This window comes from Paenibacillus campi (assembly GCF_034659835.1).
Taxonomy (GTDB): Bacteria; Bacillota; Bacilli; order Paenibacillales; family Paenibacillaceae; genus Saccharibacillus; species Saccharibacillus campi.
Genome location: NZ_JAXSQZ010000008.1, coordinates 159,775 through 183,725 on the forward strand (window position 1 = coordinate 159,775; position 23,951 = coordinate 183,725).

Annotated in this window: 19 protein-coding genes; 15 read left to right on the forward strand and 4 right to left on the reverse strand. The window is 46.7% G+C overall.

Annotation, left to right across the window (positions count from 1 at the left end; translation table 11 throughout):
* Nucleotides 1–258: 258 nt before the first annotated feature.
* From U1I11_RS17815 to U1I11_RS17825, 3 genes are all read right to left on the reverse strand, one after another.
* Entirely contained in the window at nucleotides 259–1,023 is a 765-nt protein-coding gene (locus tag U1I11_RS17815; RefSeq protein WP_322907478.1) for a sugar phosphate isomerase/epimerase family protein, read from the reverse strand.
* Entirely contained in the window at nucleotides 1,020–1,946 is a 927-nt protein-coding gene (locus U1I11_RS17820; protein ID WP_322907479.1) for an aldo/keto reductase, read from the reverse strand. Before U1I11_RS17820 ends, U1I11_RS17815 begins: the two co-directional genes overlap by 4 nt.
* Before the next feature lie 1,115 nt (nucleotides 1,947–3,061).
* A complete protein-coding gene (locus tag U1I11_RS17825) occupies nucleotides 3,062–4,087 on the reverse strand; it encodes a LacI family DNA-binding transcriptional regulator (protein ID WP_322907480.1) in 1,026 nt (341 codons plus the stop codon).
* 634 nt (nucleotides 4,088–4,721) lie between these two features.
* On the opposite strand from U1I11_RS17825, the gene U1I11_RS17830 reads away from it, so the two are divergent.
* The 4 genes from U1I11_RS17830 to U1I11_RS17845 all read left to right on the forward strand — a co-directional run bounded on the left by U1I11_RS17830 (nucleotide 4,722) and on the right by U1I11_RS17845 (nucleotide 11,884).
* Nucleotides 4,722–5,429: a FadR/GntR family transcriptional regulator gene (locus U1I11_RS17830; RefSeq protein WP_322907481.1), complete on the forward strand. Its 708-nt coding sequence runs from the start codon at nucleotides 4,722–4,724 to the stop codon at nucleotides 5,427–5,429.
* Nucleotides 5,430–5,760: 331 nt separating this feature from the next.
* Complete coding sequence (locus tag U1I11_RS17835) at nucleotides 5,761–7,128, forward strand: uracil-xanthine permease family protein (RefSeq protein ID WP_322907482.1); 1,368 nt, start codon at nucleotides 5,761–5,763, stop codon at nucleotides 7,126–7,128.
* Nucleotides 7,129–7,249: 121 nt separating this feature from the next.
* The gene (locus tag U1I11_RS17840) at nucleotides 7,250–7,909 is read left to right on the forward strand and encodes a cysteine hydrolase family protein (RefSeq protein ID WP_322907483.1); all 660 of its coding nucleotides are present in this window, start codon (nucleotides 7,250–7,252) and stop codon (nucleotides 7,907–7,909) included.
* Between the two features lie 921 nt (nucleotides 7,910–8,830).
* The gene (locus U1I11_RS17845; protein ID WP_322907538.1) at nucleotides 8,831–11,884 is read left to right on the forward strand and encodes a PAS domain S-box protein; all 3,054 of its coding nucleotides are present in this window, start codon (nucleotides 8,831–8,833) and stop codon (nucleotides 11,882–11,884) included.
* A gap of 410 nt (nucleotides 11,885–12,294) precedes the next feature.
* Here the strand turns inward: U1I11_RS17845 and infC are convergent, their stop codons facing one another.
* Nucleotides 12,295–12,780, reverse strand: a complete 486-nt coding sequence (infC, locus tag U1I11_RS17850; protein ID WP_322907484.1) for a translation initiation factor IF-3 — start codon at nucleotides 12,778–12,780, stop codon at nucleotides 12,295–12,297.
* A gap of 343 nt (nucleotides 12,781–13,123) precedes the next feature.
* Here infC and U1I11_RS17855 point away from each other — a divergent pair, with 343 nt between their 5' ends.
* The 11 genes from U1I11_RS17855 (at nucleotide 13,124) to U1I11_RS17905 (ending at nucleotide 23,841) form a co-directional block, all read left to right on the forward strand.
* Nucleotides 13,124–14,608, forward strand: a complete 1,485-nt coding sequence (locus U1I11_RS17855; protein ID WP_322907485.1) for a copper amine oxidase N-terminal domain-containing protein — start codon at nucleotides 13,124–13,126, stop codon at nucleotides 14,606–14,608.
* Between the two features lie 692 nt (nucleotides 14,609–15,300).
* Entirely contained in the window at nucleotides 15,301–16,266 is a 966-nt protein-coding gene (locus U1I11_RS17860; RefSeq protein WP_322907486.1) for a hypothetical protein, read from the forward strand.
* Between the two features lie 179 nt (nucleotides 16,267–16,445).
* Nucleotides 16,446–17,426 carry an aldo/keto reductase gene (locus U1I11_RS17865; RefSeq protein ID WP_322907487.1) on the forward strand — a complete coding sequence of 327 codons (981 nt, stop codon included), beginning with the start codon at nucleotides 16,446–16,448 and terminating at the stop codon, nucleotides 17,424–17,426.
* A gap of 913 nt (nucleotides 17,427–18,339) precedes the next feature.
* The gene (locus U1I11_RS17870) at nucleotides 18,340–18,603 is read left to right on the forward strand and encodes a hypothetical protein (protein ID WP_322907488.1); all 264 of its coding nucleotides are present in this window, start codon (nucleotides 18,340–18,342) and stop codon (nucleotides 18,601–18,603) included.
* A 194-nt stretch (nucleotides 18,604–18,797) separates the two neighbouring features.
* Complete coding sequence (locus U1I11_RS17875) at nucleotides 18,798–20,747, forward strand: asparagine synthase-related protein (protein WP_322907489.1); 1,950 nt, start codon at nucleotides 18,798–18,800, stop codon at nucleotides 20,745–20,747.
* Nucleotides 20,748–20,919: 172 nt separating this feature from the next.
* On the forward strand, nucleotides 20,920–21,048 hold the full coding sequence (locus tag U1I11_RS17880) for a paeninodin family lasso peptide (RefSeq protein ID WP_322907490.1): 129 nt from the start codon (nucleotides 20,920–20,922) through the stop codon (nucleotides 21,046–21,048).
* Nucleotides 21,049–21,114: 66 nt separating this feature from the next.
* Nucleotides 21,115–21,249: a paeninodin family lasso peptide gene (locus tag U1I11_RS17885; protein ID WP_322907491.1), complete on the forward strand. Its 135-nt coding sequence runs from the start codon at nucleotides 21,115–21,117 to the stop codon at nucleotides 21,247–21,249.
* A 56-nt stretch (nucleotides 21,250–21,305) separates the two neighbouring features.
* The gene (locus U1I11_RS17890) at nucleotides 21,306–21,437 is read left to right on the forward strand and encodes a paeninodin family lasso peptide (protein WP_322907492.1); all 132 of its coding nucleotides are present in this window, start codon (nucleotides 21,306–21,308) and stop codon (nucleotides 21,435–21,437) included.
* A gap of 427 nt (nucleotides 21,438–21,864) precedes the next feature.
* Nucleotides 21,865–22,785 carry an aldolase gene (locus U1I11_RS17895; protein WP_322907493.1) on the forward strand — a complete coding sequence of 307 codons (921 nt, stop codon included), beginning with the start codon at nucleotides 21,865–21,867 and terminating at the stop codon, nucleotides 22,783–22,785.
* Nucleotides 22,786–23,099: 314 nt separating this feature from the next.
* Nucleotides 23,100–23,408 carry a lasso peptide biosynthesis PqqD family chaperone gene (locus U1I11_RS17900; RefSeq protein ID WP_322907494.1) on the forward strand — a complete coding sequence of 103 codons (309 nt, stop codon included), beginning with the start codon at nucleotides 23,100–23,102 and terminating at the stop codon, nucleotides 23,406–23,408.
* Nucleotides 23,383–23,841, forward strand: coding sequence for a lasso peptide biosynthesis B2 protein (locus U1I11_RS17905; protein WP_322907495.1), 459 nt, complete (start codon nucleotides 23,383–23,385; stop codon nucleotides 23,839–23,841). Before U1I11_RS17900 ends, U1I11_RS17905 begins: the two co-directional genes overlap by 26 nt.
* The last annotated feature ends 110 nt before the right edge of the window (nucleotides 23,842–23,951 follow it).

The window sequence follows — 23,951 nt, forward strand, 5'->3', positions numbered from 1 at the left end:
TCGCCGTCCATTAACGCTGAGCAGTATACAACCGCAATTCAAGCGGCTAGCTGCTTCCTATAGCTTCCTGTAGGTGGAGTATAAGTACATACAGGATTAACAATGGTGAGCGTCATTCGCTATTTGCCGCACGGTGTCCGAGAAGACAGCGCTCCAGCTATCTTGTCGGAGCGTGCAGCTTGTAATGAGTAAGCTTAACGCCGCTGTGCAACAGGTCAGGAGCAACAGGCTGAACAAGTTTACGCCGATGGAATGTGCTTAACTGCGCTGGGCAACGAGCCCTTGCAAATAGCGTAAGCTTTGTTCCAAACTGTCCATTGGCGAACCTGGACAGTAATCTTGTTCCACCGCGTAAAATTCAACGCCGTTCGCTTCACCCCATTGCAGGATCGGCATAAAGTCGATCGTGCCACTGCCGACTTCAGCGAAATATTCGCGTCCATCATCGGTCATATCTTTAAAATGCAAAATCGGCATCCGTCCAGCATACTGACTAATGACCGATAACGGATCATAACCGGCCTTTTTTACCCAGTAGGTGTCAATCTCGGCGTAGACGGGTGTCTGTTCATCATAATGGAGCAAATATTGCAGTGCATATTGCTCGCCCATCATCGTTTGAAACTCCCAATCATGATTGTGGAAGCCAACGCGATAGCCGCGCGGAGAGACGATGGCGGATACTTTGCGCAGCTCCTGTCTTACAAATTCATAACCAGCCGCATTTTTGTGCTCATCCGGCAGTGAGTGGCAAATGATATCCGGTGTGCCGAACAGATCGGCTTCACGCAATACATTGTCCAAATCGTTACGCATGCGCTCCAAACCGACATGCATACCGGCGGTTTTCATGCCGAGTTCCTTGACGACACCGGCAATTTCGACCGGATCATTGCCGTGCAGACCGTCGATCTGCACCGCTTGCCAGCCCATTTTGCCGAGCTCGCGTAAAGTGTAAATATAATCTTTTTTCAGTTCATTGCGCACGGTGAATAGCTGTGCAGCAAGTTTATGTTGAATCATGCTCGTACCTCCTGTTCCAAATTGAGCCATTGCAGTTCCTGTTCGGAAATGTCCAGCTCCAGTACGGCAAAAGACTGAGCCAGCTCATCGCTTGTACGCGGGCCGATAATCGCCGCAGTCGGGAACGGGCGGTGAAGCACAAAATAAAGCGCAATTTGAGTAGGGGAAACGCCTTTTTCCGCGGCAAGTTGAACAGCGCGACGGTAACGCTCCCAGTTCGGTTCGCTGTAATATACACGAACCATTTCTTCATTCGAGCGATCTTCCGGTGTAAAGGCGCCGGAGAAAAATCCGCCCGCTTGTGCTGACCATGACAATAGCGGCAGCCCATTTGTTTCATGCCATTTTACAGTCGCTGTATCAGCCGATACACAGCCAGGCCAACGCGCTTCCAATGCGACCGCGAGCGATAAATTCGGGCTGTTAAAGCTAAACCCTTGCAATCCGTTCGCTGCCGCATAATCGTTCGCTTCCTGAATCCGTTGCCAGCTCCAGTTCGAAGCACCTAATGCACGAATGCGTCCTGCTTGCAAATGCTCATTCAGCGTATCGATAATGGGCTCCACTGGAACAGCTTCATTGTCACGATGCAGTGCGTACAGATCGATATAGTCCGTGCCAAGACGTTCCAGACTAATCAACAGATCATGGGTGATCGCTTCCGGTGTAACGCGTGGAGTCGGATCGCCTTTAAGTGGATGGGCGCATTTGCTAAGCAATACAAGCTCGCTACGGTTGCCATTGTCCTTCATCCAGCGACCGATAATTTCCTCGCTGTTGGTGTACTGATACGCCATATCAATCGTCGTTCCGCCTGCTGCTACAAATTCATCCAATGCCCATGTGCCATTCATACGGGACAAGTCCCCTGTACCGATAATTAATGGCGATAATGTGATTCCTGCTACAGATACGTGAGTCAAGCAAACATTCCCCCTTGTTATCTGGTATCGATACCAGACGTAGTTTCATGCGGATTGTTGAGATAAAGTTTCATGTGTTACAGATACAAATCATCATGTATGACAGCGATCAAGCAGATGATGAAGAACAGAAGCTCCAATAATGGAGCGAGTAGCTTGCAGACGATGTAAAGCGATAAAAGATCGTTTTGTCATGTATCTGGAATCGATACCAGATCGATACGATGACCGCGAATGCTACCTGTAAAGTGCAATTACATGTAAAACTAAAATATAATTTCGTGTAAGACTAAAGTGTGGCTTCGTGTATAGTATTGACGTTATAGTGAGCAACATCGACCATAGTTGAGAATCGACCAAACGCTGGCAGGCGAGGCGGAACATAAACTAGGCGTATGCGCGTGAACCCTTGTACGGTGACAATAAGCACGATCTGCTTGCAACGTATAGCTGTGCAGCGGATAGAAGCTCATTGTAGCTACAAATGGAAATTTCATAGATTTGATTACAATGTAAAGTATTCTTACATATTAAAGCTTGAAATAGAATCGAATAATCATATTTAGATAGGGAAAACGATAAGATGTGATAATTACTGTCTTTTATCGTAGGAAAATAGGAAGGATGATTCGACAAAATGTTTTCTTATGAGACATTATATTACGTATATTTTATAAAAAACAAGTACAATTTTTAAAAAAATAATTTGCTGTTAACATTGAGCAAGCAGCTTTAGTAGCCGCCTGCTGGATTGCAGTAATGCCAACTACGTTTGTATGGTAACGATACCATATTTTTATGAAAGCGTAAACATTAAAACAGATCATCAGAACGAAATTTATTTTTGGCGCCTATATATTGCATTGTAATGCGTTTGTGCAGGTGCAAAAGACGGTATAGCTTACCTGATCCGATCGGTATTTATTCAGTGCATATCGACGATTGCCTATATTGGCGAATGAATCTGATTTGTGCTGTGCCGGTTGGCGATTAAATATACGCTTAAATCACTTCGTTTATGCTTTGCCGCAGTTGTGTAGCAGTCGTGTGTTTGGAGGAGTGGCATCTACCGTCGTATACAATAGTTCCCATACTGTTGCAGCCAGCGGCTTTTGTTATTTGGCTGTAGACGAACGCATCGTTTTGCAGCTTTCACGGACGACGAGTTGGTGTTGCAGCATAATATCGGCTTGCGGGCGATTTTTGGCGTGAATAATTAATCGATGTAAATTTTCGAGCGATACTTGTCCCATTTCATAAATCGGCTGCTGCATGGAAGTGATGGAAGGACGCACAATATCGGTAATCGTACTGCCATCAAAGCCCATAATCGATACGTCTTCCGGCACGCGAAATCCTTGATCAAGCACACAGTTGAGCGCACCTACCGCCATATCGTCACTCGCGGCGAATACAACGGTTGGCGGTTCGGGCAATGATAGCAGCTCACCCATAAGCCGGTGTCCGCTCGGCAATTTGTAATCGCCAAATTTAACATACTCGTCCGGAATCGTAATACCGTGCTTGCTTAGCGCATCGCGAAATCCATTGTAACGATTTTGACCGGAAGTTACATCTTCCAAATCGCCACCCAAATACGAAATCGCCGTGTGACCGGACTGGATTAAATATTCGGTCGCATCATAAGCGGCTTGATAGTCATTAATGAGCACCGATACAAAATCAGCATCCGGCGATTGCACGCTGGAAAATAAAATCGGCATCGTCGCATTGCGGATAAAGCTGACGATTTCATCATTCGTTTTTTCGTGCATAATAATAATGCCTTCGACCCGCATCTCCTGAAAAATATGCAAATATTTTAGCTCTTTACCTAGATTTTCAGCGATATTGCAGACGATTAGATTGTAGCCATATTTGCTCGCCGTTTCTTCAATACTGCTTAAAATGGTCGAGTAAAAGTTGGAAGTCAGATCAGGTACGATCACGCCGATCGTATTCGTTTTTTGCTTTTTCAGACTACGTGCAATATAGCTTGGTGAATAGTTTAGTTCTTCAATCGCCTGATTGACACGACTTTGAATGTCTTCGCTTACATATTTCTCACCGTTCAGCACGCGGGACACACTTGTTACCGATACACCCGCTCGGCGGGCAACATCTTTAATTTTAACCGTCATGCCGTTAGCTCCCTTTATAGCAAATGACACAGATGGAAGTGTATTTGCAGTTGTATATGTTATGACTGCTTGGTGATCGCGTATACGCAAAGTACAAACGATTTAAAGTGCAAATGATTTGTAGTATCGCACTTATCATGTGCTCTGTCTACCAACACTAGCTTTTAACAGGATCGTTATGAGACGGTTCTAATCCCGATCATTGCGAGCGTTTTTAAGCGTTTGCTCCGCACTGGCTACGAAGTTTGCGTACATGCTCTAGTATAATATTTTGACAATATCAGCAGGTTTCGTCAATCGGCAAAGCTTGTGATCAAAAAAATTGGAATCATCCCCTATATAAAAAATCGCACCTCCATGAAAACGAGTTGTAAATCATATTAGGGGAATAAGTGTTACTTTTTATTACACGTTTTAAAAAACAACGTGTTTTAAAAGGTGAAAGAGAGAAAAAATACTATCCTAAGAAGCTGAAAAGAAAGATTTTCAGTAAAATAAGTTATGAAATATAACAATAAAGAAAAATAACGCTTGTTTTCATATGAAACTGCTCCTATAATTTGCGCTATAACCGTTTAAACATCAGATGTTTGCTTACGAGTAAGGAAAACTTACATGCACATAGAAAGAGGTGTTGTTCATTTCTGCTTCGATCGGATTAAAAGCGGTTCAGCGGCGCAAGCTGGTTGATGAAGTGCTAGATCAATTGATGATGCTTATTCAATCCGACCAGTATAAGCCAGGAGCAAAACTGCCACCGGAGCCTGAATTGATGCGATTGCTGTCGGTCGGACGTTCCACTGTACGTGAAGCTATCAAAATATTAATGCATGCCGGATTTTTGGAGGTGCGCCAAGGGGATGGCACGTATATCCAAAAATCAACGACAGGTTTGGAAGCGATACATGCTACATTAACACCGCCCAATTTTGAACAGGTGCTGGAAATGAGACGGATGCTGGAATGCGAAGCGGTCGTGCTAGCAGCAAGCCGGCGAACCGAAGCCGATCTGCACAAGCTGCGCACACTGCTTGATCAGCGTAATGAATGTTTGAAAACAGGCCGATACGCCGAATACGTCGCATCGGACATCGCTTTTCATATTGCGGTTGTCGAATCATGTCATAATCATGTGTTTACAGCGATGTATACCGTCATAGTCGAAGGATTGCGGGAACTGCTGAGCCAGCTCATTTTGGAAACAGAGAGCTATGAAGACAATACTATTTATCATGAGGCAATCTACACGGCGATTAAGGCGCAGGACAGCGAGGCGGCAAAGCGGTATACGCTGCAAAATCTCGCTGCTGTGACCGCACGCCGCAATGCTTGCTCCCATTAAAACGAACCTAGTAGCTTGACCAAGTTAAATGTTAATTTTGATTGTGTACTGAAATGCTGATCCATGCGACCTTAAAACAGATTGAATACTCAAATTAATCTCGGTCAAGGTACTAGTGAGCAGTTTCCATAAAAAATTACGTTTGAAACGCACTTAATAGTGCACAGACCAAGCTACTAGTGCACAGACCAAGCTACGAATTCAAAATGCAAATGGCATACCGTACAATGCGGCACAAGGGCGTTTGTTGATCGTGAAACAGCAGATAATACGCTGTTTGCGTCGAGATTGCTAATAGATGGCACCTATATATGGATAGGAGTGGTTCAGTGTGCATGAAACGCAGGGGGAAGAACAAGTGTTGACGGTAGGAATTGAGGAGAAATTGTCTGTCGGTGCGAATTTAACGTATGGATTTCAGCATTTGTTGGCATTAACAGGCATTTTCCTATTTCCGGTGTTGATCGGTCAGGCGCTTAAACTTGATTCCAGTGTGATCGGGTATATGATCCAGGCTTGTTTTTTGACAACAGGTTTGGTGACGGTGCTGCAATCCGGTCGTATGTTGCGCTTGCCTGTCGTACAAGGCCCGACAGCGGCATTTTTTGTGGCGGTATTGTCGGCAGGGGCAAGTGTAGGACTAGGTACGGCATTTGGCTCGATGGCGGTGGCAGGTGTAATCTTTATGCTGCTGGCAATTCCGATTCGTCGCTTCGGTCTAATCGGCTATGTGAACAAATTTATTTCGCCACCGATTGTGTATGGCACATTGCTAATCATTATCGGCGCACAGCTGGCAAGCATTGGACTGAAAAACTGGTTTGGTAGCGCAGGCATCGGCATGAACTTTGTCGCTTCATTAGTAACCGTGCTCTGTGTGCTCGTATTTATGATCGTTGGCGGCAATACGATTTTGCGGCGTGGAGCGTTATTGTGGGGCATTATGATCGGTACGATCTTTTATGCCATCTTTGGTACGACCGATTTCTCGGCGGTTGCTACGGCAAGCTGGTTTAGTCTGCCAAGTTTGTTTCCGTTTGGCTTCGGCGTTTCGATTCCGATCGTTATTTTGATGCTGCTTGCGTTTTTGCAGGCATCGGCGGAAGCGGTGGGCATGTATACATTGCTAACGAAATGGGGCAAACAGAAGCTAAGCAATGAGCGGGTGAACCGTGGGCTGTTTGGTGAATTTCTCGGCTGTACACTAGGCGCTATCTTTGGCGGTCTGGGCACGACATCCTACCCGGAAAATATCGGTATCGTACGTGTATCCGGTATCGGCAGTCGTTATGTGACGATGACCGCAGGCATACTCGCTATTGTGCTCGGTTTAATTCCTAAAGTCGGCATGTTTATCGCTTCCTTACCGAGTCCGGTGTTGTCGGCAGCGTCGACGATTTTATTCGGTATTATCGCCATTAGCGGTGTGCAGATGGTGAGCAAAGTCGTCTGGGATGAGCTGAATTTGGTCGTGGCGGGCGCTTCATTTATTATTTCGCTCGGTACGATGTATTTGCCAACCGAATTGACCGCACAATTACCACTGGCGATTCAAAGTGTAATTACACAGCCGATGCTGGTCGGTGTCGTGATGCTGATCGGGCTGAATACGATTGTGAATATGTGGGTTCGCCCGCTGCTAGAGCGGCGCGCCAAGCGTGAAGCTGGGCTGACTAAAGCGCCGAGTGAGATCGTATAGACAGCGCATGTACGTAACCAAAGTTGGCAGCTCTATGTTCAAAATTGCAATGTCCGATCTGCTAATATGAACAACCGCAAACTTATCATAATGGGCAAATGACCCGAGGAGGATCATCAATATGAAAGCAAAAGTTAAATGGGATTTTCAAACGGAGCGTACAGCTGTCATTGTCGTTGATATGCAAAATGTATTTTGTCAACCGGACGGTGCATTGTATGTGCCGCGCACCGCAGGCATTATCGAGCCGATTCAGCAGCTAACAAGTATAGCGCGCACAGCCGGTATGCCGGTCATTTATTTGCGCCATATCGTACGCGGAGATGGTAGCGATACCGGGCGCATGCTCGATATGTATCCAAACGTAAACGAGATTTTGAAGCGTGGCACACCAGGCGTAGAAATTATCGATGAACTAACCCCCGAACCGGGCGATATTATAGTAGATAAATTATTTTACAGCGGTTTCCATGATACTGATCTGGATACGATTTTGCGCAAGCACGATATTCGTACGATCATCATCTGCGGTACGGTCACGAATGTATGTTGCGAAACGACCGTACGTGATGGCGCTCATCGTGAATACGAAATTGTTTTTTTGAGCGATGCGAATGCGGCGATGGATTACCCTGATCTTGGCTGGGGAGCGGTCTCGGCAGATGATATTCAGCGCATGACATTAACGGTCATCGCTTACGAATTTGGACAGGTATCGACTACGGCGGACATCATCGACGAAATCGCTAACAAAGCAGGGCTACACAGCAGCAAAGTGTAAGACGGCACGGTTGGTTTACCAGAGCTAAAAATATAGGCTTGGCGGCGATTGAGCTGTATCATAGTCGCTGAACAGGACGATTAATTCAATCATACCGGTTAAATAAAGGAACAGTCACGGATACGTCGTGGCTGTTTTTTTGTACAGTTTAGATTAGGTATGTGAGTAAACTCGTATGCTGCAAGCCGCAGTCGTATTTGCCCGACCACCCCAAGTTTGTGTACACGTACGCCTTAGAGGCTAGTACATTGACCGAGAATAATTTAAGTGTTGAAGCTAGAACAAGCTATTATTATCAGGATTCCAGTGCATGGTCAAAATTAACATTTAACTTGGTCAGCGTACTAGGTGTTGTCTTCAAACTGTCCTACGTATTATTTATTGTTCACAAAGGTTAGAAATAAGACCCTGTACAGCTTAGTCTGACGCAATTTACCCGGATCGAACGATCTGTAAAGTCGTTTGAAGACACGCCCTAGTAGCTTGTCTCATATACATTTACGGTTTGTCGATCTAATCATTGCTTGATGATGAATCGGTTAAGGTACGTTCAAACACAATTTCCATTTGAGACAGCCTACTAGTACCTTGTCTTAAGTACATGTACAGTTTGTCGATCTAACCATCGTTTGATGAAATGCCTATTCATCCTCCCCTACCCCTAAGCACACTCCTGACCACAACCGATATACTGAGCATATCACGTATTGCATCAGCAGCATTAAAAAAGCGAAAAAAATCATCCTATTCACTGCCTGTATGCGTATTCGATATGCGACCATATTCCCATTCACGAAATATACACGGTCAGATCGTTTAACTTGTCGTCAAATAGGCTATATTATGGTGAAAGTTGCAAGTTTTAAGAAGCTTTACACATATGGGGAGGATGGAATTGTGAATAAAGGGCTTGTACCTGATATGTCTCTACTTTTGCATATATATCAGCACGCGCCCGGTGGAATTGCTATTTTTTCGCCTGAGGGAGCGTGTCAATACGTGAATCCGGCGTTTTGTCGTTTGTTGGCGTACGAGGAAGAATTGTTGCGCCATCTGCTGGAGGAACATCGATTGGCGGAGCTATGGTTGGAGCGTCGTAGCAGCCAGGAGCTAGAGCACCGGATCGTGCGTGGTGATCATCGCCCGATCTGGTTGACGTTACAGCCGTCTTTTTACCCGGAAGCGCCGACTGAGCCGCTGCAATATATGATTGTATATGCAAGCGAGGTCAAAGAGCATCAGGAAGAAGATTTGCGTACGCTGGTGACACGTAATGCGACTAGTGCGGTGGTGCTTAGCACGCCGGAGGGACGGATTGAATATGTATCACCATCGATTAAACAAATGCTCGGTTATGAGCCCAAGGAGCTTATTCATTCGCATTATAGCGATTTTTGTATCGATCCGCATGGACAGTACAACTCGCTCTGGATGCATCAGGATCGGCGCAGCATTATTCGCCGTGTTCGTCATCAGGACGGACAGGAATGCTGGATCGAAGCATTCACACAAGAGATGTATGATGAGCATGGAAAGTTAAAAAATATACTCAGTGTCATTCAGGATGTGACTAAGCGCAAAGCGCAGGAAGATATTATTTCCCGTGCGCATCGGATGGCAGGTGTAGGCGCCTGGAATTGGGATATGGTCAAAGGTGAAATTCATTTTTCACGCGATGTGTTACGCATTTTTGGGTATGCGATGAAATCGCTGGAACATACACCTGATTCGTATTTAACGACCATTCACCCGGATGATAAAGATTATGTGGCGGAATGTTTAGAGCGTGCTGTTGCACGTGGTGAAGGCGGTGTGAATACGTATCGCATTATTATTCCAGACGGTACGGAGAAAACGGTACAAACGCACTGGGATACGATCTGTGATCCGGACACCGGACAACCGATACAGATGATCGGAATCGTGCAGGATATGACCCGCCAATATAGTGTGAGTGAACAACTGCGGCGCAGTGAATACAATTATCGCCTGATTACGGACAATTCGCTTGATCTGATCTCACGTCACCAGGATGATGCGGAATGTACGATGTTGTTCGTATCACCTGCATGCCAAACATTGCTCGGCTACGAGCAAGACGAGCTGGTCGGTCGCTCATGCTTTGCGATTGCACACCCGGATGATCGGGAGAAATTAGCGCGCTATGTGGAGCATGTACGTTCACGAAAGCATAATCATCATGATACGCTTATTTTCCGGTATCGCCATCGGGACGGACATTATGTATGGCTGGAAACGCTTAGTCGGTATACGTACAATGAATACGAAGGTCGGTATACGTTTACCGCGGTATCGCGTGATATTACCGAGCGCAAATATTTGGAAACCGTGCTGCGTGATAGCGAACATCGTTACCGTTCATTATTTGAAAATAATCCGTCCGGTGTATGTGCGATCGATCTGGAAGGTCATTTCCTGTCGGTGAATAGCAGTTTGGAAGAACTGACTGGTTATTCGCGGCATGAATTGATCGGGATGAAAGTCTATCCTTTCCTAATGGAAGCGGAATTACCGAAAATTCGCCATCATGTTCTCCTTGCTAGACAAGGTGTGCCGCAAATTTATGAGCTGAACATCCGGCGCCGGGATGGTTCGATATTTAGCGCCGATGTGATGAATGTGCCGATTATGTCGGATACCGAGGTGATTGGGCTGTACGGCATTATCACCGAAACGACCGAGCTTAAACGTTATATCGCTTTAATTGAGAAATTGGGCAATGAACGCGCACTCATTCTCGATTCGGTGTCAGAAGGCATTTTCAGTGTCGATGAAGATGGACGCGGCATTTTCATTAATCGTACCGGTGCTGAAATGCTCGGATTGAATATGAAGCAGGCTAGCATCGATGGTAGCGGTGCGGATGAACCATGCTGGCAAAACGGATTTTATAATTTTGATGAGCTGGATGAGCAATCAGCGATTATTCAGGCGATCAGGCAAGGAACACCACATCGTGAAGAAGAAACGGTGTTTTGGAAAAATGATGGTTCCAGCTTTTTGGCGGCATATCGGGTTACACCGGTCTATGAGCAAGGAGAACGGCGTGGTGCGGTGATCGTATTCCGCGATATTACGAATGAAAAAGAAGTGCTGCGTGCCAAAGAATCGGCAGAACGTGCCGATCGTGCCAAATCGGAATTTATGTCCGTGATGAGCCATGAGCTGCGCACACCGATGAACGGCATTATGGGTATGGCAGGGTTGCTTGCCGATACGATACTGGATGAGCAGCAGCGTAGCTATTTGGACATTTTGCTGAACAGTAGTGAGGATTTGCTGAATTTGCTAAATGAGATTTTGGACTTTAGTAAAGCGGAATCCGGTATGCTTGTGTTGGAGCCGCATACGTTTGCGATTGCGGATTTGTTTGATCATATTGCCGAGCTGTTCCTGCTGCGCGCTGCCGAGAAGGGCAATGCGCTCCACGTTACGATTGAGCCGGATGTGCCGGAGCTATTATACGGAGATGAGTTACGCATTCGTCAAATTTTAACGCATCTCGTGGGCAATGCGGTGAAATTTACCGAGCAAGGACAGATTCATATGTCGGTTCGTTCGCTGCTGCGTGAGGAAGGGCAAGCTTCTGGTAGTGCGGAAACATGGCTGGAATTTACGGTCGCTGATACAGGCATCGGCATTGCCGCTGAACAACAGCATTTGCTGTTCCAACCGTTTTCACAATTGCATCCGGTGCTTAATCGCAAATACGGCGGTACCGGTCTCGGCTTGTCCATTTGTAAAAAGCTGGTGGAATTGATGGAAGGCAGTATCGATGTGACGAGTGCGGCGAATGAAGGGGCAAGTTTCCGTTTTGTATTGAGGCTTGGTTCGGCGTTGCCTTCCGGTAATAGTCCGCTAATGATGCGGGTTGAACAGCAAGGCGAGCTAGCGAATCGGTTACCGAGTCTGCCGGGGCAAGATGATTTGCATGGTGGTCATTATCGCTGCTGAGTAGGGGCTGATAGTAAATAATGATGAATGGTGTTAAATGTTTTTATGATATTTGTATATAAAATGGGCGCTTAGCTTAGCGATGTGCCGGCGGCGATGCGATTGCTGTAAAGTGTTGAACGATATGTTGGTCGCATCCGCATTAGGCAGGCAACAACTTATAGCGAACTTGTTTTGCTGGAATTGAAACCTGTTCATTGTAGTATGATAATGACCGAGATGTGCGATGCAATATTAAAGTCAATGACAGCGAACAAGCCTTTCCCAAGACGATGCGGGAAAGGCTTGTTTATGTTGTGTGCTGTTAGTTATACGTGAATCGTGTTCTAATGTATACGTGATCTATACGTTTAGTTTATTTGTTGTTGCCCGTATGCATAGGATACAAACATTATCAACGCACTTGCGCATTAGTTTCCAGGTGGTGGATCAAGCTGCACCATCGACTGTTTGCCACTGACTTGAATACCGGTCGTTGGACTGCCATCGGCTTTCAGATCGCGCAGCAGCTCGTCGAGCAGTTTACGTGCGGCAGCAGACTGTTTATTGTTGCCTGTCTTGACGACGAGCATAACCGAATGACCGGATTGCAGCAAACGACGTGCTTGCTGTTGCTTGGTTTCATAATCATGATCTTCGATGGACGCATTGAGGCGAATTTCCTTCAACTTGGCTGAACGATCGCGGCGCGCTGCTTGTTGCTGCTGTTGCCGGGCAGCACCGGCAGCGATTAGCTGGCATGGCGGCGGGCTGCTGAATAGCGAAGTGCAGACAAGATCGACTTTAAGCTGTTTGGCAAGTTTGAGCGCGTCGACGGTAGGCATTATGCCGAGGTCTTCACCAGCGATGCCGGTAAGCTGGACTTCGGATGCTTTGATTTTTTCGTTTTTGATCATAAACGGCATTCCTCCAAAATGTACGATAGCTTTTCACTCATAGTTAATAGTGAATGATAAATAATGAATAGTGAATATTACTTTTATTGTACCATATGTACGCATCGCTTCAGCCCAACAAGGCAGGCGAGCAGCGACAAGATGACGGTGCGACATAGAGCGCCCACTGCGATTCCACGATAACTAGTCCCTGCGTCCAGACATCCCCGTGGCGGTGCAACATAGAACGTGCATGGCTGCTGTGGATCATATTAACTAATTATTAGGTATTTGTTCATTTTACAAACGATACGTAAACTGGGATAATGAATGCGAAGTTCGATAAAGAGAGGGGATATTATCAATGAAAAGGAAATTATGGATTACACTTCCATTGGTGTTGTTGCTAATTGTGTTATCCGGTTGTCAAGCAGTCGGCAATCTGGATGTCAAAAATGCAATGATTCGTAATCTAGACGTGCAATCGCTTGAATCGAATCAAACGTTCAGTTTACAGCTGACGCCTTCCGCATCGGCAAGCGTGGGAGATCGTCTAGTTGCCACGATGCTGAACTCCAGCAAACTTGTAATCGATAGCGCCAAAATGCAAAGCGCGACCGAAATGTCGCTTGTCGGAGCTGTGGAATACAGCGGCCAGCGTCTTCCGTTCCATATGTATATGAATCCGGACGGAATTGCGATCAATTTGGACGGGGCAAAACAACCGATTTACATATCGACCAAAGCTTATGAAGAAGCACTTGGACTTGGCTCATCGCTCAACGTGCAATTGCTGCAAGGCAAACAAAAAGAATTCGCTAAATCCGTTGCTTCTTTCTTATTCACCCACCTGCCTAATGCGGCGAACATTTCCGCCGATACGGTAAGCACGGCTGTGTATGGCGGTGAAACGCTTGATCTGACACGTTTGCATATCGAGTTGGATGGGCAGGAAGTGCTGCAATTGATAAAGCCATTCCTGACGAGCGTTGCAGCGGATGAGCAAGGATTGAAAGAGTTGATCGGCGCGGTGTACGATTATTATGCACCTGTGCTGACACAGATGGATACAGAAACAGGAAGTTATGCCGGATGGGGCAATCGGGATGAATTTGTCAAAGAAGGCTACAAAACGGTGAGCGAAGGGCTGAACGATCTGCTGCAAGATTACGATCAGCAAATCGCGTCTCTGCAATCGGATGATTCGTTTACGACCGTATTCGGGCCGAACACGCGTGTGACGACCGATGTTTATTTTGACAAAGACTTGTATGCACGTAAGCAATTGCTGGATGTGACGATCGCGCTGCCGGCTGACTCGTCTTACACATCGATCAATTTGCATTCCGAAAGCGAAATATGGAATGTGAACGGCAATGTAGTTGCTGATCCGGTCGATATGAGCGCTGGTGCATTAAACGTTAATCCAAGCACAACACCAGGTACACTTTTGCGTAACTTTGATACGAACTCACCGGTGTATGAACTGCTGAAAATGGCAGGCATTACGCACAAAAACGTCTATGTCGGCCCATATTCCGACTATGAGACGATTACCCGCAATAAAGTAACATACATTGCTGTCAAAGACTTGGCGAGTGCGCTTGATGCACAGCTAGAATGGAATCCGTCCAGTAAGCAAGTTTTGCTGACCGACGACATTACCGGAGCGGTAGTAGAGCTGAAATTAAACTCCAAACGTGCGACCGTTAATGGACAAGTACGGATGTTGCCCGCCAATGTTATTCATATTAAAGGCACAACGTATGTACCGCTGCGTGGTGCGGCGAATCTGCTTAACGCGACCGTGAACGCAAGCTACGGCGATATTGTGATCGAGCGCAAATAATCGTCGCCTCGCTCCAACATAACGTATAATAATAACGAAAAGGACGGTTTCAGACGCTGAAATCGTCCTTTTTAGTGTGAATAAAGCTTCGTACATATGAAATGACCGTATGGATTAAATGGGCACAGCGTCGTAATTGCTCGAAATACGTTGCTAGAAGCACTGTATTTGTTGCAACAAACAACGATATACGCCTGAAAACGAGCGATTAAGGTAGAAATTGGACAAAATGAATAAATAAGCAATTTGAATCATTCCAAAAAAGGCAACAGTCGCTAAAATGATAGGCATACATAGCAATGATTGAAGCAGTAAACCGATTGCCGATAGATGACGATTAGCGTCCATCACAATTTCGGGCAATCTCGTTTACATATCCAACTTTGATGAGGAGCTGGGAACAAGCGATTAGTTCGTCACTGCATTACTGTATAATCTGTGTGAAATAGCGTGTCAATCCGTTCATAGCGTTCATTTATGTAGTTGTGCAATCGCTTTAATGACCGCATGCTGACGATGAAACGAAGGGCAGCGCTAAAATATTTTAAAAAAATGCTCGCTAAATATGTAATAAAATGAGTCAATTAGTAAATAAATGGTTATTAAACCGTCATGGAAATTTTAAGCTTGTTTAACCGTTTCCGACCAGATGGTTCGGATGTTTGATTGCATATAAAGGAGAGATCAAGTACATGGGATTTTGGGGTAAACAAAAGGGATTATGGATAGCAGGCATTTTGCTGACAGGCACATGCTATCAGGCAGGAACAGCGGCGGCACTTTCGTATAGTGGGGATGTTGTACCTACGCTAACTGCGGACACAGGTAGCAATGGCGCAGCGACTGCCAGTGTAGAGCAGACGGGACATGAGGCATGGCGGGCATTTGATGATACAACCGATCCGGGCAGCTATTGGCAAGCCGCAGCGGATGGATCAACGGCACAGATTGGGTACGAATTCAATGACAAAAAGGTAATTACCCGTTATACAGTGCAAGCCGATACGTATGATCCAGCCAATGCACCGCAAGATTGGGTATTTGCCGGCAAGCTCGGCAACAAATGGTTGGCGCTTGACGAGCAATCCGCTCAAACCGACTGGACACCGGGTGAGCGTAAAACATTCGAGATTACTAATGATGAGGCGTACAGCGGGTATGCGTTGTTCATTTCAAGCAATAATGGAGGCGACTGGATCACCGTTGACGATTTGGAGTTGCAGCAGTATCAAAACAATTATAATCTGGTGCCGCCGACAGCAACAGGCGGAACGGCAAGCGCTTCGGTACATGCGGACACCGCTTGGAAAGCATTTGATCATTCGCTTGCCGCCGACAGCGCATGGACAAGCGATTCGCAGCGTTATGTAGATGCGTCGCTGTCATATACATTCCAACAACCGACGGTTATTAAAGGCTATTCGATCTCGGCAGCCAGTCCAGCGACCGCTCCGGTATCGTGGGCACTGGTTGGCTCCAATGATGGTGAGCAATGGAGCGAAGTTGTGCATGAAGTGCCTTCATCGATTCGTTGGGATGCCGGGGTAACCAAAACGTATGCGGTTAATAATGACAAAGCGTACAAAACGTATAAGCTGATCATAAACCGCAATACTGGACCCGCGCAAGTGAGCGTTAGTGAGTTGGAGCTGTATTGAGTTAAAGTTTACTCTAGTCGCGCAAGGGAGCTGTCTTACCGACGGTTCCCTTTTTTTATGTACGGTTGTAACGTTGTCATTGCCAGCTCTATTGTCATCGACAGGCGCAATATGAGAACATAGTAAAGTATACTAATGTAAAATATAGCTAGCAGCTGATAGACAGGAGGATATAAACGATGAGCAAAATAATGCCACTCGTAAAGCGCGGGGTGAATGCAAGCCGCTTGGCACTTGGCTGTATGCCGTTTGGAGGAAGCTGGGACAGCCAGCCATTTACGGACGAGCATGTCAAAGAAGCAGAGGCGGCGGTCGAGGCTGCACTGGACATCGGAATTACGATGTTTGATCATGCGGATATTTATACGCGTGGGAAGGCGGAGCAGGTGTTTGGTCGTATTTTGCAGAGCCGACCAGAACTGCGTCAACAGATGGTCATCCAGTCCAAATGCGGCATTCAATTGCAGGACGATCTGTGGCCAGGACGGTTTAACTTTTCGCGTGAACATATCGTGCGTTCGGTCGACGCAAGTTTGGAGCGTCTGGGGATTGATTATTTGGATGTATTGCTGCTACATCGTCCTGACCCGTTAGTCGAGCCGGATGAAGTGGCGGAAGCGCTAGCCCAGCTGAAGGCGGCAGGCAAAGTGCGGTATTTTGGCGTATCGAATATGAGCGCAGCGCAGATTGAGTTTTTGCAGCAGGCGATTCCGGATTCATTTGCGGTCAATCAGCTGGAAATGAGTTTGGGGCATCTGCATTTTGTCGATCAGGATATCCATGTGAATCAAAATGCAGGCACAAGCGTGAACTTCGGTGCTGGTCTGATGGAATATTGCCGTAGCCGTAATATTCAGTTGCAAGCATGGAGCCCGCTAGCACGTGGGAAATTTTCCGGTCTCAAAGTGGATCAAGAGCCTGAGCATATCCGCCAAACGGCAGCGCTCGTACAGCGTATGGCGGATGAAAAAGAAACGACCGCCGAAGCGATCGTACTCGGCTGGCTGATGCGCCATCCAGCGCTAATTCAGCCGATTATCGGCACCACAAATCCGAAGCGTATTGCCGCCTGTCAAGATGCCGAACGTCAGGCAGAGCAAATGAGCCGGGATGAATGGTATTTGCTGTATACGAGCGCACGCGGACAGATGGTGCCTTAAGCACAAATTGATGATCGCTTATCACTAACAAAATCCGGGCTGCAACGTATCCAAATGGAACGTTGCAGCCCGGATTTTTGTTATATGCCGCCAGCATAGTCTGTAACAATTAGGAATGACTAGTACTTTAGACTATCGCCTCCATATGCGCACAAACGTAAATGTAACCTTTTGCAACACCTTATTTAGATCGTATTCATTCATTTCTATTCTATCGATGGATAGGAAAAGCGTATAAAACAGTTTACTCATTACGCCTATTCAATTTTCAAACCACCACTTTAAAATTATTTTATAGGAACATACATTCCTTTATTGGTATAAATATCATATTAAATGACAAACGAATGTGCTTTGTAACCAAATTGTAATATTTTTAATCGCTTACTTTTTAGCTAACTTATACAGTCAGCTTTGAACCATTTACGCAATTTGAATATAGAACATTCATTATATAAAATCCAGTCGTAGCACGGGTTTGCATAACGCATACACTTATAGCGATCTAAAATGAAGATAAGAATCCCTGCCAAGCCTTATGGCGTAAGGGATCATCCGGTTCAAAAAAATTTAAGCAGAATCGTAAAATTGGAAAAATTATCATGTAAATTATTCGATTAGAGTATATAATAGCTTCAACAGCTAAGAAGTTATTCAAAACGAATAACTATTGGGTAAAGGTAACAGAGATATTGAGATGAAAGATCGTTGATTGATGCAACGATCCCGGTATCGTAGCGAAGTACGCATGTACAGAACGATCGGTAACGAATGTAGTACTTTTGTCATCTTTTATCTACTATACTCGTAAAATCGTCTGTCTACTGTACTCGCAAAATCGTCGTTCCCCATTTGTATAAGATTGGCTGAAGCTTTAAGCTTTAGCAACACTTTATATATCGGAGGTGCAATCGTGCATTATTGTGAAAAAAGGATTAAGCCAGTTACTCAACTTGTGCACGCTGAAGCGCCAGGCACTTCTGTATCCGTTGAGGGGGCTCAGTCGGTATCGATCGCAGAGCTGCGACAGCTAAGCGCCTTTGTGCATCATTATAGTGAACGTACGCGTCATTATGCCGGACAGATTGAACAGTTGCGTCAGCGCAGTAACCAGCTTCGAGCGGAAGCGGCGCAGTTGTTGCATTTGCAGCCGTGTAACGAATGGAATGCACGGTAATCGGTACATCATCCATCCTGCACGATGAGGCTATAATAGGAGACTGTTATAGGCATGACGATCATAAGACGCATGAAAGAAAACGAATCGTCTTCTAATTTTGCTACATCGAAAGCCGATTGAATATGTCCAAATCGTCAACTACCAAATCGTCAACGAACGGTAGATCAAAGCGCGCGAAAGGAGTGAGCAGCATGAGCACAGCAGCCGGAATATGGGATTATGATCAACGCTGGTCGTCGGAGCAACTGGAACGAAGCGGACAGCGTATGATGGACGGGATGGCGCATTATCCGAAAGATCGCTCTGGTCTATGGCAGCAAAACACGGTCTGGCTTGGTTGTCATGATCAATGGGTGACACCGGAAGCGGTCGGTCAGCAGATGCCTTATTATGATTCATTGCGTGAACTGGCGATTACAGGCGATGTTATTTTGGACAATCGGGAACAACTGTTGGAACAGCTTGGATTGCTCCATCAACCGACGATGCCGGATATGCTGCTGCTCCTGCATGCGTACGATAAATGGGGCGAGCAGATGCCGCCACGACTTAACGGTGACTTCGCTTTTATGATCTGGGATGGTAGAGGGCAGCGGTTGTTTGGCGCACGGGATTGGTCGGGCAATCGAACGCTGTATTATGCGGAAGCGCCAGAGCGATTCTGTTTTGCCAGTACGATGGAGGCGCTGCTACATAGTGAACAGGTGAGCCGCAAGCTATCGACACCGTGGATGGCGGAATTTCTGACGATGGTGGCGATGGAGGAATCGACCGATATTCATGCGACCGTATATGATGGCATCCGCCAATTGCCGCCTGCTCATCAAATAACGGTAACACCAGGTCATTGCCGGATTGCGCAGTACGGTAATCTGCTGCCGGATGCGCCGTTACAGCTTCGCTCGGACGGTGAGTATGAAGAAGCGTTTCGCGAGCTGTTTGCACGGGTTGTGCGCGCTAAAGTACGTACACGGCACGGTGTGGCGGCGACGCTTAGCGGTGGGCTTGATTCAGGCAGTGTAGTCAGTTATGCGGCACCGATTTTGGCGCAGCAAAACAAGCCGCTGTACACGTACAGTTTCGTGCCGATTCCCGGCTTCAAAGACTGGACATCATCACGTGTGATGGCAAATGAACGTCCGTACATCGAAGAAACGGTACGCCATGTGCGCCGTGTAAATGAGGTGCATGATCATTATATGGATTTTGCCGAGCGGAGCCCGCTGAGTGAAGTTGACCACTGGCTGTCACTAATGGAAATGCCGTATAAATATTTTGAAAATTCCTTTTGGATTCGCGGCATTTTCGAACAGGCACAGCAGCGTGGTGCGGGTGTACTGCTGACTGGAGCGCGCGGTAATTTTACGATCTCCTGGGGACCGGCGATTGAGTATTATGGACAGATGCTGCGCAAATTTCAATGGCTGCGTCTGTATCAGGAATTAAAGCTGTACAGCCACAATGCCGGCATTCGGCGCAAAAAGTTGGTGCAGCAGATCGGTCAATCCGCGTTCCCCGGACTGCTGCGAAGTGCGCCTGATCTCGGACGACCGGATGCGCTGCGCTGGATCAATCCGGAGCTGGCGGCGCGAACCGGCATGGCGGAGCGAGTGCGCCAGGCGGAACTGGACTTGATCGGCAGCGATACGATGACCGATGAGCAAGTACGCAACAGCAAATTCGCCAATCTGGCGGTTGCCAACAAGGACGGCGCGGTCACATCGAAGCTATCGATGGGTTATGGCGTATGGGAGCGTGATCCGACGAATGATCCGCGTATCGTCAAGTTTTGTCTATCACTGCCATTTGATCAATATGTACAAAATGGAATGGATCGCGCGCTTATTCGCCGGGCGACGGCAGGGCATTTGCCAGATAAAATTCGTTTGAATCAGAAAGTACGCGGTTTGCAGCCTGCTGATTGGGTGCTGCGCATGCGTCCACAGTGGGGCGCATTTACCGACGAAATTCGCGAATTATGCCGGGATGCAGCAGTCGCAGAGTGGATAAATACGGACAATATAGTAAGCGCATTGCACAATGTGGGCGATGCACCAGAGGCGGAAGCAGCTTTCCATCCATCGACGCGTCTGCTGATGCGCAGCCTAATCGTCGGGCGATTTATTCGCAGTTTAGCTTGATCAGCTTACATTCAACATTACATTTCATGAAAAATACACTGGAATCATAGCATAGGAATAGCGCTGCTGTGCAACATTACACTGCGCATTTAACGTGGTCAGCCTACAGCTTAAGCTTGCAAAACGTAAGAAACGTATATTCTATATTCTATAAAGGAGGTGAACATAAACGATGACCAAAATGGAATGGAGCGCTCCTGAACTGGAAGTTCTGGACGTGAACGACACGATGGCAGGTAAAGGCTGGAAAGTAATCGACTGGGTTACTTACGATGATGCTGACCTGTACAATCCAAGCTGATCCGACGTATTGAAGCTGAAGGGGTAGTTATTCATTGTTTATATCCAAATTTGAGGAGGCAAACGCATGACAAACGAAAAAATGCAATGGCAAGCTCCAACGTTGGAAGTTTTGGATGTAAATGAAACAATGGCAGGTAAAGGCTGGAGAGTGATCGACTGGGTGACATTCGACGACGCGGACCTGTACAACCCGAGTTGATCGATCGCACTATTATACGTAACAGATTCAACCCGGATAAGGAGGAATCGATAATAATGAACGACAAAATGCAATGGCTTGCCCCAACGATGGAAGTGCTGGAGATGAACGAAACTGCAGCAGGTAAGGGCTGGAAAGCTATTGATTGGGTCACTTATGACGATGCTGACCTGTATAACCCAAGCTGATTGTCCAGCAGCTAAGCATCGTTTGCGAACGATGCAACATCTCTCAGCAAGCAGGCAAAAGTGACATAAAGAGCGCAGATGCTGGACGTTTTGGATACTTATCCCCAGTCCGATTGGCTCGCTAAAGTGGGAAAGTGACCCTTATACCGTAACTTTGGTTAAGGGTCCATTTTCTTACTTGCTTCGCCATAACAACAGCCGTCGTATTCGCCAGACGCGGACGAAAATGTACAGCTACAGCTTGTGTGGATGATGTATTGTTCCAAAAGCATCATACATTTGCCGGAAAACGTACACGTATCGTTCGCAGCAGACGTGATACGAATTTTAGCAATCAGGTTGTACAATGCTCCGAATGTAGGCTTGCACTACAACTACACTGCATTTATTGGCGCAAAACGCAGACATATGCTAGGAGGCACGGATAATGAATACGATTCAAAAAACCGTCTATGCAGCATTTGGCTTAAATATTCAAAGTGAGATTGCTTTGCCGGAATTGCAGCAAGTCGCTTATGGCACGAAAACAATTGACGTTACGGTTCGCCTGGCGAATTTGGCGCGCTGGGATGACATTGTCGGCAGACGTGATACGAATTTTAGCAATCAGGCGGAAGGGTTTGTGTTTCGCATGCCAGATACAGCAACATTTTGCATTCAAAATGGTTCGACGATTACGATTGATCCGCTCCCTGGAGTGAGTAGCGAAAAAATTCGTTTGTTTGTGCTAGGCACCTGTATGGGGGTGCTGTTAATGCAGCGTGGTCGGTTTCCGCTGCACGGCAGTGCATTATTGATCGATGGACGCGCGTATGCCTTTGTTGGACAGTCCGGTGCGGGCAAATCCACGTTGGCGGCAAGCTTTTTGCAAGCCGGTTATTCGCTCGTCAGTGATGATGTCATTGCCATTCATTATGAACATGGCGTGCCGCTTGTATATCCCGCCTATCCGCAGCAAAAACTGTGGCAGGAAAGTCTGGATCATTTTGGACAATCTTCCGGTGGATATGCAACATTGCATGATGAATATAATAAATTTGCCGTCCCGGTTGGTGATCGTTTTCATAACGAGCCGGTGCCACTTGCTGGCGTGTTTGAACTGGTCAAAACGGATGAACCGTATGCGTCGATCCGCAAGTTGGAGCGTTTGGAACGGCTGCATATTTTGCTAGCACATACGTATCGGAGCGCTATGATTCCGAGGCTCGATAGGCAGCAGCAGCATTTCTCGATGGTCGCCGCACTTGCTGGCGAGCTGGATGCGTACCAAATTCATCGTTCGACGACCGCATTTACGGCGCCGGATATCGTAGAGCGTGTTGTGCATATGATTCGCAGTGAACAGTAGGATGATGGCAACATAACATGCTTTCGTGCGGCTCGCTGCACAGGCACAATTACTATTACAGCGTATGCGTATGCAATCGTCAGTGTGTGAAAGCACTTATTTATAAAGATTTCAGTACACAATCAAAGCTGAAATTTAACTTGGTTTTGGTGATAGCCATCTGTTTATCGGCTCTGGTTATGTTTGGATGAATAGTAGTTAAATATCGACAAAAGGAGCGAATATTTGCCTGCCAAACTAAAGTATAGGCTGTTGCGACACCATTTGTGCCGGTTAACTGGCACTCATTTTACCGTAGGAGAGGGGAATATATAATGACAAACATCGCAAGGCTGGACACGCAACGAATCGTGCAAAATCAAAATTATATCGCCAGCGATATGAATGGCGAAAAGGTGATGCTGGACGTACAATCCGGCAAATACTATAACCTCGGTATGATCGGCGGGCGTATTTGGGATTTGAGCGCCCAGCCAGCGACTGTGGATGAAATCGTCGCACGTCTGCTGCAAGAGTATGATGTAGCGCCAGAGCTGTGCAAACAACAGGTGAGCACATTTATCGGTCAGATGCTGAGCGAAGGGCTGGTCGAGATCGATGATCAAGACACTGCGTCTCGATAAATTGAATAAGCTGCGCAGCTATCCTGCCGATATGCGGCGTCTGCTGGTAGAGGCGTTTATTGCGCTCGCATGGGGACGGATACTGAAACGGCTGCCGTTTGCGCGTGTATCGCCTTCACTAGGCGAATCGATGCAGGAAACAACATACCAAAGCGAGCGTGAACAGCATCGCCAAGCGGTACAAATCGCGCGCGCACTGCATTTGGTCAGTCCGCATGTATGGTGGGAAACGGAGTGTCTTGTCATGGCGTTTGCCGCGCGTCGGATGTTGAACCGCCGTCGTCTGCCCAGCACGCTCTATCTCGGTATGCGCCGTGATGAACGTGGACGCACCGCTGCCCATGCGTGGCTGCGTAGTGGGCGTTTTTATTTAACAGGGGCGAACGAGTTAGAACAGTACACCGTCGTCGGGCAGTTTGCCAAATTATTTTAGAAAATGGAAAGTTTTAGAGTGGAAGGGAAACGTACTATTGCGGCGCTATTGTATCCATCATTAAGCTTGCATTGATCACAAACTGACAACAAAACCGATCCAGGCATACA